The sequence below is a fragment of the Nonomuraea composti genome (genome assembly GCF_012034275.1).
In the GTDB taxonomy this organism is placed as follows: Bacteria; Actinomycetota; Actinomycetes; order Streptosporangiales; family Streptosporangiaceae; genus Nonomuraea; species Nonomuraea composti.
This window is the reverse complement of the sequence record NZ_JAATEP010000014.1, coordinates 92,204-103,868: the sequence shown is the minus strand read 5'-3', so window position 1 is coordinate 103,868 and position 11,665 is coordinate 92,204. Positions and strand designations below refer to the sequence as shown.

11 protein-coding genes are annotated in these 11,665 nt (G+C 73.4%); 3 read left to right on the top strand and 8 right to left on the bottom strand.

What is annotated here, in order from left to right:
- The first annotated feature begins 19 nt into the window (after positions 1 to 19).
- The 3 genes from HCN51_RS21140 to HCN51_RS21130 are packed head-to-tail and all read left to right on the top strand — an operon-like array spanning position 20 to position 3,065.
- Complete coding sequence (locus HCN51_RS21140; RefSeq protein WP_168011250.1) at positions 20 to 1,117, top strand: NAD(P)/FAD-dependent oxidoreductase; 1,098 nt, start codon at positions 20 to 22, stop codon at positions 1,115 to 1,117.
- Between the two features lies 1 nt (position 1,118).
- Entirely contained in the window at positions 1,119 to 2,111 is a 993-nt protein-coding gene (locus HCN51_RS21135) for an aldo/keto reductase (protein ID WP_168011249.1), read from the top strand.
- A gap of 39 nt (positions 2,112 to 2,150) precedes the next feature.
- On the top strand, positions 2,151 to 3,065 hold the full coding sequence (locus HCN51_RS21130; protein ID WP_168011248.1) for an LLM class flavin-dependent oxidoreductase: 915 nt from the start codon (positions 2,151 to 2,153) through the stop codon (positions 3,063 to 3,065).
- A 39-nt stretch (positions 3,066 to 3,104) separates the two neighbouring features.
- Here HCN51_RS21130 and HCN51_RS21125 read toward each other — a convergent pair whose 3' ends face one another.
- From HCN51_RS21125 to HCN51_RS21090, 8 genes are read right to left on the bottom strand one after another with little or no spacing between them, the layout of a single operon-like run.
- Positions 3,105 to 3,548 carry a hypothetical protein gene (locus HCN51_RS21125; RefSeq protein WP_168011247.1) on the bottom strand — a complete coding sequence of 148 codons (444 nt, stop codon included), beginning with the start codon at positions 3,546 to 3,548 and terminating at the stop codon, positions 3,105 to 3,107.
- An 8-nt stretch (positions 3,549 to 3,556) separates the two neighbouring features.
- Positions 3,557 to 4,006: a hypothetical protein gene (locus HCN51_RS21120; protein WP_168011246.1), complete on the bottom strand. Its 450-nt coding sequence runs from the start codon at positions 4,004 to 4,006 to the stop codon at positions 3,557 to 3,559.
- Positions 4,007 to 4,009: 3 nt separating this feature from the next.
- Positions 4,010 to 8,521 (bottom strand): DUF6531 domain-containing protein, encoded by a 4,512-nt coding sequence (locus tag HCN51_RS21115; RefSeq protein ID WP_168011245.1) that lies wholly within the window; start codon positions 8,519 to 8,521, stop codon positions 4,010 to 4,012.
- 4 nt (positions 8,522 to 8,525) lie between these two features.
- Positions 8,526 to 8,828: a WXG100 family type VII secretion target gene (locus tag HCN51_RS21110; RefSeq protein WP_080047303.1), complete on the bottom strand. Its 303-nt coding sequence runs from the start codon at positions 8,826 to 8,828 to the stop codon at positions 8,526 to 8,528.
- 5 nt (positions 8,829 to 8,833) lie between these two features.
- The gene (locus HCN51_RS21105; RefSeq protein ID WP_168011244.1) at positions 8,834 to 9,430 is read right to left on the bottom strand and encodes a hypothetical protein; all 597 of its coding nucleotides are present in this window, start codon (positions 9,428 to 9,430) and stop codon (positions 8,834 to 8,836) included.
- Positions 9,423 to 10,049: a hypothetical protein gene (locus tag HCN51_RS21100; RefSeq protein ID WP_168011243.1), complete on the bottom strand. Its 627-nt coding sequence runs from the start codon at positions 10,047 to 10,049 to the stop codon at positions 9,423 to 9,425. The genes HCN51_RS21105 and HCN51_RS21100 overlap by 8 nt, the downstream gene beginning before the upstream one ends.
- The gene (locus HCN51_RS21095; protein ID WP_168011242.1) at positions 10,049 to 10,354 is read right to left on the bottom strand and encodes a hypothetical protein; all 306 of its coding nucleotides are present in this window, start codon (positions 10,352 to 10,354) and stop codon (positions 10,049 to 10,051) included. Before HCN51_RS21095 ends, HCN51_RS21100 begins: the two co-directional genes overlap by 1 nt.
- Positions 10,347 to 11,612 carry a protein kinase family protein gene (locus HCN51_RS21090; RefSeq protein WP_168011241.1) on the bottom strand — a complete coding sequence of 422 codons (1,266 nt, stop codon included), beginning with the start codon at positions 11,610 to 11,612 and terminating at the stop codon, positions 10,347 to 10,349. The genes HCN51_RS21095 and HCN51_RS21090 overlap by 8 nt, the downstream gene beginning before the upstream one ends.
- Positions 11,613 to 11,665 lie beyond the last annotated feature (53 nt).

Sequence of the window (11,665 nt, the reverse complement as noted above, 5' to 3'; positions counted from 1 at the left end):
CCTGATTGGGGCTTGAACCATGAGTCGTACAGTTGTGGTCATCGGCGGTGGTTACGGGGGCGCGGCGGTCGCCAAGGCGCTGGACGCCGAACCCGAGGCCGAGGTCGTCCTCATCGACCCGCGCGACGCGTTCGTCAACACGGCCGGCTCGCTGCGGGCGCTCACCCAGCCCGACTGGGGGAGCAACATGTTCTTCCCCTACACCGGATTCCTGACCCGGGGCACGGTGATCCGCGACCGGGCGGTCTCCGTGGATCCCGGCGGCGTCACGCTGGCCTCGGGCCGGCGGGTCGAGGCCGACTACCTGGTGCTGGCCACCGGCTCCAGCTACACGTACCCGGCCAAACCCGTCTCCGACTCCACCGAGCAGGTCCTGGAGGACCTGCGCGGCACCCACAAGGAGCTGGCCGGCGCCGAGCACGTGCTGATCCTGGGAGCCGGGCCGGTCGGCCTGGAGCTGGCCGGGGAGATCAAGGAGGTCTGGCCGCACAAGCAGGTGACCGTCGTCGACCCGGCCGAGCGGCTGCTGCCCGGCTTCGAGCCGGAGATGCGCCAGGACCTGCACCGCCAACTCGACGAGCTCGGCATCCACCTGCGGCTCGGCACCACTCTGACCGCGCCGCCGGCGACCGAGCCCGGCCGGGCCGGCACCTTCACCGTCACCACGGCCGACGGGCAGGAGATCGCCGCCGACATCTGGTTCCGTGCCCACGGCGTCCGCGTCAACAGCGACTACCTCGCCGACGGCCGGCTCACCACCCGCACCCCGCGCGGGCACGTGCCGGTCACCGACGGGCTCAACGTCCGCGGGTACGAGCACGTGTACGCGATCGGCGACATCACCGACGTGCCCGAGGCCAAGATGGCGGGGTACGCGATGCAGCACGCCGAGGTGGTGGCCCGCAACATCACCGCCCAGCTGCGCGGCGAGCCGCCCACGGCCACCTACCAGCCGCTGCCCCACCCCATGATCCTGCTCCCGCTCGGCCCGCGTGGCGGCGCCGGCCAGCTGCCCGGCCCCGACGGCCCGGCCGTCGTCACCGCGGAGACGGTGTCGGCGTACAAGGGCGCCGACCTGTTCACCGGCCGCTTCACCGAGCAGTTCGGCGGCGCCTGACATGAACTACACGCAGCTGGGCCGCAGTGGCCTGTCGGTGTCCCGGCTCGTCCTGGGCACGATGAACTTCGGGCCCCAGACCTCCGAGGCCGACAGCCACACGATCATGGACCGCGCCCACGAACACGGCATCAACTTCTTCGACACGGCCGACGTGTACGGCCGCACGCCCGGCGACGGCGCCACCGAAGAGATCATCGGCAGGTGGTTCGCCAAGGGCGGAGGGCGGCGCGACCGGACCGTCCTGGCGACCAAGCTCTACCTGCCCACCGGCGACGGGCCGAACGACCGGTTCCTGTCGGCGCTGCACATCCGGCGCGCGGCCGAGGCGTCGCTCAAGCGCCTCCAGACGGACCACATCGACCTGTACCAGATGCACCACGTCGACAGGAACACGCCGTGGGAGGAGATCTGGGAGGCGTTCGGCGTCCTGCGCCAGCAGGGCAAGGTCCTCTACTACGGCTCCTCCAACTTCGCCGGCTGGCACATCGCCCAGGCACAGGAGGCCGCACGGTCGCGGCACTTCCTCGGCCTGGTCAGCGAGCAGTCCATCTACAACCTGATGAACCGCTGGGTCGAGCTGGAGGTGCTGCCCGCCGCCCGGCACTACGGGCTGGGCCTGATCCCGTGGTCGCCGCTGCACGGCGGCGTGCTCGGCGGCGTCCTGCGCAAACAGCGGCAGGGCGGCGCCGCCCGCGGCTCCTCCGGGCGCTCGGCCGCCACCCTCGCCGCCCACCGCGACACCATCGAGGCGTACGAGAAGCTGTGCGCCGACCTCGGCGAGGACCCCGCGCACGTCGCCCTGACCTGGCTGCTCGCCCAGGACGGCGTGACCGGCCCCATCATCGGCCCGCGCACGGTCGAGCAACTGGACAGCTCGCTCCGGGCCCTGACGATCACCCTCGACGGCGACACGCTCGCCAGGCTGGACACCTTGTTCCCGCCACCCGCCCCCAACGGGGCCAAGCCCGCGCCCGAAGCCTACGCCTGGTGATCACGACCTCCCGCACGTAGAGACCTGAAAGGCACAACCATGCCCGCCCATGACGTCATCTTCGGCTTCGGCGCGCACAGCGACGTCGACGACGGACCGGAGCTGCTGCGCATGGTCCAGCAGGCCGACCGCGACGGGCTCGACCTGTTCTCGCTGTCGGACCACCCCTACCTCGGCAGGCGGCTGGACGCCTACGCCACGATCACCTTCCTCCTCGGACAAACCCGGCACATCGCCGGCCTGGCCAACGTCACCAACCTGCCGACCAGGCCCGCCCCCATGCTCGCCCGCACCGTGACGTCGCTGTCGGCCCTCAGCGGCGGCCGGGTCGTGCTCGGCATGGGCGCCGGCGGGCTGTGGGACCGCATCTCCGACATGGGCGTCCCACGCCTGTCGCCCGGCGACGCCGTGGACGCCTTCGAGGAGGCGATCGTCCTCATCAGGAAGCTGTCGGGCGGCGGCCCGCCCATCACCCACCAGGGCCGCCACTACCAGGTGCGCCGCATCGAGCCGGCCCCCGTGGCCGCGCCTCCCGTGTGGACCGGCTCCAACGGCCCGAAGTCGCTGGCCGCCACCGGCCGGGTGGCCGACGGCTGGCTCCCCGGCCACGCGGCCGACTGGCGCAGCGAGCGCTACCGGACCTCAGGGCCGATCATCGACGAGGCGGCCGTCGCCGCCGGCCGGGACCCGCGCGAGATCCGTACGATCTACAACTTCCCCGGCCGCATCACCGACCGGCCCCTGCCCGCGACCCGCGACCGTGACGACCGCTGGATCGGCGGCTCCGTCGGCCAATGGATCGAGGAACTGACGGAGGCCGTGCTGGAGCACCAGGCATCCGGCTTCATCCTCTTCTCCGCCGATCACGGCGCCGTCGACCCCACCACCCTCGCCCGCTGGGCCAGGGAGATCGTCCCCGCCGTCCGCGAAGCCATCGCCAAGGAAACCCCCTGAAGCGGCGCCCACCCGGCCGCCGCCCTCGTGACCGACCGTTCACGGGCGGCGGCCGGTCACCAGCGACCGAACGGCCTCACCCGGCTCCAGCGGCGCTTCCCGCAGGACCTGGCTCAGCAGCGCGTCGGCGGTGCGGTCAGCGCGCTCGAAGGGGTAGTTGTCGTCGTCGAGAGTGCCGCCGGTGAGCAGCGCGGCGACCGCCGACAGGACGATCATGAGCAGCTCGGTGACCTGCTCGTCGCCTCGGCCCGCCTCGATCGACAGGTACCGGTGGCCGGCGAACTCGTGCCGGTCGGCGGGCACGAAGAACGCGGTGACCTGGCCCGCGCCACCCCAGTGGAACCGCCAGAGGTCGTCCTCGTCCACGAAGGTGACCTCGACGTTCGTCACCTCCAGGATCGTCCGCATGACGAAGCCGGCCACGCGTGCGAGAGTGTCCGGATCCGGCCGCTCCGGGCACACGACTCCGATCTCGATGGACATGCGTCACCTCAGGCAGGCGCCGGCTGCCCGGTCCGCAGCAGGTGGACGGCGGCCTCCGCCGGCAGGGGCGCCTCCCGCAGGACCTGGGCCAGCAGGATCTCGGGGTCGAGGTCCGTCCGGCTGAACGGGAAGTTGTCGTCGTCCAGGGTGCCACCCGTGAGCAGCGCCGCGGAAGCGGACACGACGATCATGAGCAGGTACGGTACGGCCATCCCACGGGCGCTCGGCATGAACGACAGGTACCAGGCGCCGTTGACCTCGAACTCGGTGGGCGGCGCGAAGAACGTGGCGACGTGCGCCCCCTCCCCCCAGTGGAACCTCCAGGATCTCTCCCGCTCCTCGAAGCGGATCTCACCGTCGGGCACCCCGAGGATCGTGCGCATCGCGAAGGCGGCCATGCGCGCCAGAGCCTCCGGATCCGGACGCCTCGGGCAGTGCACTTCGATCTCCACGGACATGCGTCACCCCGGAAACACGACCCAGCCATCGGCTGTGTTGACGTAGATGCTGCTGAGAGTTCCCTGCTTCGGTATACCCGGCAGCGGGCCGTTGCGGGCGAAGTCGAGCAGCTCCTGCTTCGGCACGTTCTTCGCGTTGATGTAGAGCTCCACGCCCGAGAAGCCGGCGTCTCTCGCCTCGTCATCGGCTCTGCCCGCCTTTTTCAGCACGAAGACGGGCTTGTTCCCACCGTATTCCTTGAGGCTGACCGGCACCCCGTCGAGCCACCCGTCGATGCCCGCGTAGTTGGTGGTCGGCGGTCCCACGAACTCGCCGCCGCGGAGTCTCGCCACTTCGAGAGCCTGGGCGGGCTCGTGGTCCGTCAGCCCGTTCCGTACCACGGACGGCGGTTTGCCCGCGGGCAGCTCCCGTGGATAGGCGGAGAGGCCGAGCGGGTCTGTCCACACCTGTGGATTGAGGACGTACGCGTGCGGGTCCCACCCGCCCCGCAACCCGATCGGGTCCGCCGCCGTGTAGCGGCCGGATTCCGGGTCGTAGTGGCGCAGGAGGTTGTAGTACAGCCCCGATTCCGGGTCCTCGTACTGGCCGGGGAAGCGTAGCGGGCAGTCGGGGCCGGTGGTGAAGGTGTCTCGCGGGGTGCCCCAGAGGGTGCGGCGGGGGCGCCAGGCGATGTCGCCGTCGGGGGTGATCAGCTCGGTGGGGGTGCCGAGGAGGTCGGTGGCGATGGCGTAGAAGCGTTCGTCCACCCATTGGCGGGAGCGTTCGGTCTGGGTCAGGGGGCGGAAGGTGCCGGGGGCCCAGTCCCAGGAGGTGGTGCGGTCGTCGGTGGACTGCTCGGCGAGGGTGAGGCCGTCCCAGGTGAAGTCGGTGCGGTGGGCGCCGTCGGCGCGTTCCTTGGCGATGCGGCGGCCGAGCGGGTCGTAGAGGTAGCGCCAGCGGGTGCCGTCGGGGGTGGTGACGGCGGTGAGGCGGTCCTCGGCGTCCCAGGTGTAGTGCCACGTGCGGGGTTCGGCGGACAGACCCTTGCGTCGGCGCAGGACGGTGCGGCCCTGGCGGTCGTACTCGTAGCGGGTGCGGCCGGCCTGGCGGACCATGGTGCCGGTGTAGGCGCGCGGGCCCTGCGTGTCGCCGGGGTCGGGCCAGGTGGCGTCGGTGATCTGGCCGGCGGTGTTGTAGTGGTACGTCTCCGTCCAGCCGGTGGCATGGACGGCGGTGACGCGGCCGGCGGGGTCGAGGTCGAAGCGGCGGCGACCGGACAGGAGGTCGTCGATCTCGGTGAGCGCGCCGTCCCTGCGGTAGCCGTAGGTGCGGCGTTGCGCCATGCGGCCGGCCGGGCCCCTGGTGAGGGTCTGGGAGTGGAGGCGGCCGTCGTCGTCCCAGTCGTGCAGGAGGGCCGTGCCAGGGCCGAAGGTCCGGGAGGTTTCGCGGCCGGCCGCGTCGTGGGTGAAGCGGAGGAGCCGGCCGCCGGTTTCGAGGGTGAGGGGCAGGTCGCGGGCGTCGTACGTCCATAAGGTCTCCGCCCCCGACGGCGTGCGGCGCAGCACGCGGCGGCCGAGCGCGTCGTAGGCGGAGGTGAGCGTGCGCCCGTTGCAGGTCTCGCGGACGACGCGGCCGTGCGCGTCGCGGGTGAGGGTGAGGTCGGCGTCGGGGTTCGCGGCGTGGACGAGGCGGCCCAGCGGGTCGTAGTCGAACGTGGTGAGCCGGTCGCCGGCCCGTCGGCCGATGAGCCGGTCGAGGACGTCGTAGACGAAGCTGGTGGACTGGCCGGCGCCGTTGACGCGCTCGGTGAGGTTGCCGACGGGGTTGTGCAGGTAGCTGAGGACGCGGCGGTCGAAGTCGGTCTCCTCGACCAGGTTGCCGGCCGGGTCGTAGGTGTAGTGCCAGGTCAGGCCCTGCGGGTTGGTGACCTGGGTGAGGCGCAGCTCGGTGTCGTAGGAGAACGTGAGGCGGGCGCCGTCGGGCGTGGTGCGGGCCGTGGGCACGTCGAAGGGGCCGATCTCGACGCGGGTGGTCTCGCCCATGGCGTCGGTGTGCTCGATCAGGTTGTTCTCGGCGTCGTGGGCCCAGCGTTCGACGGCGCCGCCGGGCAGGGTGCGGGTGGCGGGCCGGCCCTCGACCGTCCAGGTGTGGCGGGTGGTGCGGCCCAGCGGGTCGGTGACGGCGGTGACGCGGCCGAACGGGTCGCGCTCGTAGCGGGTGGTCGCGCCGGTGGGTTCGGTGATCGTCAGGGGCAGGCCGGCCGCGTCGGTGGTGAGGGTGTGGGTGTGGCCGAGCGCGTTCGTGACCGCGGTCAGGTGGCCGCGCTCGTCATAGGCGAACGTGGTGTCGCCGGCGGCGACGAGGTTGCCGCGCTCGTCGTGGCGCAGCGTGGTCGTGGTGCCGTCGAAGTCGGTGACGGTGACCGGCAGGTGCCGGGCGTCGCGGGTGCAGCGGCGGGTGGCGCCGTCCGGGCGGGTGACCGACAGGGGGGCGCCGGCCTCGTCGTAGGTGTGACGGGTGGTGCGGCCGAGCGCGTCGGTGCGGGCGAGCAGCCGGTCGTGGCGGTCCCAGCGGTAGCGGGTGGTGTGGCCGAGCGGGTCGGTCGCGGCGGTGACCTGGAGCAGGTCGTTGTGATGGTACGTGGTGAGGTGGCCGAGCGAGTCGCGGGCCCTGGTGACGCCGTCGCCGTACGACAGCTCGGTGTTGAAGACGCCCGCGGAGCCGGTGCCGTACACGCAGCGGCCCTCCAGGTCGTAGGTGTAGGCGTACCAGGTGCCGATGCGGTCCTGCCAGCGGGTCATCCGGCCGTCGGCGTCGTAGGTGAAGCGCAGTGGCAGGCCGGAGGAGTTGGTCACCTCGGTCAGGTCGCCGGCCTCGTCGTAGGCGTAGGAGAGCAGCCGCTGGCCGGCGCCGCGCAGCCGCAGCTCCACGACGCGGCCACGGGACGTCTCGATGTCGAGGTGGTAGCCGCCGGAGTGGGCGATCTCGGAGGGCAGGCCGTCGGTGTAACGCACCTCGATCCGGTTGCCGTTGCGGTCGGTGACGGCCGCGACGGGCAGCACGCCGGGTTCGGCCGCCTCGGCGAAGTGCGTGGTACGGCCGGTGAGCGGGTCGGTGACCGCGTAGCCGTCGTCGGTCTCGCGCAGCTCCAGGCGCGGGCCGTCGTCCGGGTACGCCGGCCGGTCCTGCTCCGGGTACGGGAACGCGAGCAGCGCCCCGGTCTCGGTGGCCAGGCAGAGCCCTTCCGCGTCGGCCTCCAGGCGCTGGTCCAGGGTGGAGGCCCAGGAGCGGCCGAACCAGCGGCCGGCCCGGTAGGTGGACAGATGGGTGCGTTCGAGGCGGAGCGGCAGCACGCCGGGCAGCTCGACGTCGGTCTGCGGGAGCAGCACCGTACCGGTCGGGAAGTGCACCGGGTCCTGGCTGAAGAACTGGCGGCCGCGCTGCCACGACGTGGTCGCGGCCGTGCCCCGGCGGGCGCCGCCGCCGCCCATCAGCGTGCGCAGCGCGTTCCCGCCGCCGCGCGTCCCCACGGCGCCGGTGCCGCCGCGCACCCCCAGGGCACCGGTGCCGAGGAGGGCGCCGCCGCCGCCGCGTACCGTGCTCGCCGCGCCGCGCAACCCCAGGACGGCCTTCGCGCCGCGGCCGAGCAGGGCGAGGCCCTTGCCGACCGGCAGCACGCCCAGCGCGGCCAGGCCGACCTCGCCGAGCGAGCCCTTGCCCCGCCGGTACTTGTCGAGCGCGTCGCCCAGCACCACCGCGCCCGCCGCCACCGCCACGCCGGCCACGATCACCCCGGCCACCCCGCCGGTGCCGATGACCAGCACCACCAGCCCGGCCACCGCCCCCACGGTGGCCGCGAACGACACGAAGTCGTCCCAGGACCGGAACGGCGTGCTGATCGTGTCCCACGCCTTCTGCAGCCACGACTTGTCCTTGATGCCGCTGCCGTCGAGCGCCTGCTCGATCTCCCGGGTGGCCCGGTCGGCGGCGTCGTCGCGCAGCCGGGCCGCCTCCTCGGCGATCCGGCGGGCCCGCTCGCGGTCGTCCTCCGCCCGGCGGGCCCGTTGCAGCGCGGGACGCGCGGCCTCCTGGGTGGGCAGGTCGGCCAGCGCCAGGGCCGACTCCGCCTCGGGCAGGTCGCGCACCGGGCCGGGCAGCCGCGCCTGGATCTCGCGCAGCGCCCCCTGCGACTCGGCCGCGGCGCTGCGGCCCCGGCGCAACGCCGTGCCGGCCTGGGCCCTGGCCGCCTCCAGGCTGCCCGCGTACGTCATCAGCGCCTCACCGGCGCCCCGGTACGCCCTGCCCAGCTTGGCCAGCTCGCCGGGCAGCTCGCCCAGCGCCTCGGTGTAGCGGGCCGCGTAGTCGCCGCGCATCCGCAGCGCCGCGCTGCCGCCCGACACGGTGCTCAGCCTGGCCGTGTTGTCCTCGGCCAGCCGCGCTTCGTCGAGCAGCCGGTCGGCGAGCCCTCTGACCTGCCCCGGGTCCCCCGGCGCGGGGTCGCCGGCCAGGCCCAGGACGTCCCATCCGCCCGGCACGACCTCACGCTCCCGCGCCGCCGCTGAGCGAGGCGTCCAGCTCGCGGTGCTTGGCGATGGCCGTCTTCAGGAACTGGCTCATGCCCTCCAGGCCCTGCATGACCTGCTTGGCGCCGTTGTTCCACTGGTCATAGTCCTGCTGGAACTTGCCGGAGGCCCGCTCGGTGACGAAGTCGCTGCTCACGAGCTGGTCGATCATCGACTTGAGCTGGGTGAGCCGGCCCTCGATGTCCTCCTTCTCCTTGTTGAGCCGGGTGGCGCTGTTCTCCACCTGCGGGAAGCTGAGGTGATGGGTTCCACCTGCCATGACGTTCACTCTCCTTGGGGGTCGGACCAGGCCAGGGTGGCGCTGATCGCGTCGAACAGGTCGAGCATCGGCTCGGCCAGGCTGAGGTGCGGGCTGGTGAGCACCACGTCGAGCACGCCGTGCCCGCCGGGCACGGGGATGAGGGTCTGCATGACCACGGTGTCGAGCTCGCCGGTCTCGATGCCGCGCACGCGGACGGCGCGGCCCGCGTCCAGCTCCACGATCTCGACGCCGCGCCAGGCGGGCGTGCCCGGTGTGCGCGGCACGGCGACGACGCCCGACGCGATCGCCTCGACCGTGTTGCCGCCGGGGTCGGAGCGGCCCCGCGTGTGCAGGACCATGAGCGTGGCCAGGACGGTGCCGGCGTCCTCGACGTGATCGGTCATCGCCGCCCCGAACACCGCCCCGTGCCGCGCCGCCAGCTCCGCGACCTCGCGCAGCACCTTCAGCAGCACCGGCCGGTGCGGGGCCAGCTCCGGCGTGGCCGCCACGCGGGCGTCCACCAGGCGGGCCAGGTCCGCGGTGCGGCCCGCGCGCCACACGTCGAACTCGTACCAGGACTCGGGCACCCGCAACGTGAACCCGAAGGGGAGGTCAGCCATCGGTCAGCTCCTTGATCGCGGTGTTCACCGGCTCGGGGGCGCGCTCGACGGCGGGCGCGGTGAAACGGAAGGCGTCCTCGCCGAGCACCAGGTTTCCCTTCGCGGCGGCCGTGCCGAGGTCGGCGGTCATCAGGGCGCGCCCGCCCTGGAGGGTGGCGCGGGCGCCGCGAACGTCGCCCGACATCCACACCTCGCGGCGGCCGTCCCAGAAGTAGCCGACGGCCTTGCCGTCGCGGACGGACAGCGCGACGAGCCCGCCGCCACCACCGCCCGTCACCCGCCCGGCGAAGTCGGCCTTCTCCGGTGCGGGGTCCTGCGCCGCGCTGAGGTCCTGCTCCGCGCCGGGGTCCTGCTCCGCGCTGACGTCCTGCTCCGCGCTGACGTCCTGCTCCGGTGTGCGGCCCTCGCCCGAAGGGGACGTGACCGCCTGTCCCGCAGGCTCGCCGGGGTCCCCGGCCGCTCCGACCCCTCCGACCCCTCCGCCCCCTCCGGTCTCCCCGACGAGGGCGGCGCGGGCGGCGGCCGGCGCCAGGGGCCGGTCCGTCAGCGCGAACACCAGCGACACCGCCACCGTCGCGACCAGCACGCCGGTCAGCACGCCGAGCCCGAGCGCCTTCATCACGAGCTCCCCGAGCCGGTCGAGGAGCTGGTCGAGAGCGAGTCGGCCAGCGAGCCGTCGAGCGTGCCGGTGCCGTCCACGAGGGCGTCCAGCAGGCCCGCGGCCCGCTCCAGGAGCTGGTCCATGCGCTCGCGGTTGTCGGACGACTCCTCGAAGAACCTCCGTACGGCGTCGTCGACCTTCTCCGAGCCGGTCCTCGCATCCAGCGCGCCGGTCCTGCCTCCGTCCAGCGCCGCGCGGATGGCCTTGAGATCCCGCGAGACCTTCGCGGCCTCCTGGCGGTCGGCGGTGAATTCCTCAGCCATTGGTCGTCATCCCCTTGATGGCCTCGAACGCGCGCCAATCCCGATAAACGGTCTCGACGATCTGGGGTGTGCTGCCCCGGCCGGCCAGGCGCAGCTCCAGCCGTACCGGCCGGCCCTGGCCGTCCACCTGCAGCGTGAACCGCACCGGCCCCTCGGCCGGCAGGCCCGCGTACGTGCTCTGCCCCTCCTCGCCCCGCACCCGGTGGGCCAGGGCGGAGCCGGTCAGCGTGCGGCCGTTCGCGCTGGTCACGTCCGTCCCGGCAGCGTCGAGCAGGCCCTTGATGGTGCGCGGCGAGCTGAGCTCCCTGACGGTGCGCGCCGTCCACTGGACGCACGACTCGACCGGCGGGCGGTCGGCGTCGAACGCCGTCCCGCCGGCCACGCCCCTGCTCCCGACGAGGGAGACGGGCGTGGGTTGTGGATCGTTCCCGCAGCTGATCCTCATGTCGTACGACGTGGCGGGCGCGCCGGGGTCGAAGCTCAGCCGCCCCTCGGCCACGGTCTGCCCGGTGGTCCGCGTCTCCCTGATCACCTGCCGGAACGTGGCGGTGCGCCGGCCGACCGCGCTCACCACGTCGCTCGCGCCCGTCCCTCCCGTCCCGCTCGCCTGGCCGGAGATCATGACCACCGCGCCGGCCGCCCCCGCGACGAGCGCGATGCCGATGGCGATGCCGGTGAGGTACGCGGGCCTGCGCCAGAACGGCACGGCCACGACGTGCTCCTCGTACGGCGCCGGCTCCTGGGGCGGCCTGGTGCGCCGCTCGGCCTCCAGCAGCAGGTCGTGCGCCGAGGCGCGGCGGGCGGTGCCGGAGTGGCCGAGCAGGACGCGGACCAGGTCGACGGCCGACGGGCGGGCGGCCGCGTCGGCGCGCCGGCACTCGTCGATGACCGCGCGCAGGGCGGGGAGCAGCCTGTCGAGGTCGGCCCCGTCGCCGGGCCGGTGCCCGGTGGCCGCGAAGACGACCGTGTCGGCCCAGTCCTTGACGTCGTGGGCGGGGAACAGGCTGTCGCGCGGCCCCGGCGCGAACGTCACCTGGCCGTGCCGCCCGACGATGACGCCGCCGGGGTTGAGCCGCAGCCCGGCGATCCCGCCGAGGTGGAGCCTGGCCATGGTGGTGGCGCTGCCGAGCGCGAACAGGTAGAGGGCCTCGCCCGTCAGCGGTCCCGCCGTCCTGACGACGGCGGCGAGCGTGTCGCCCTTTCCCAGGTAATCGCGTGGCCGCAGGGCCAGGCCGTCGCTCCATCCCTGAAATTCCATCGCCATCCCCGTGGCAGCCGGTCAGCGCGGCGAAGCACGCTCGAAATCCGCCT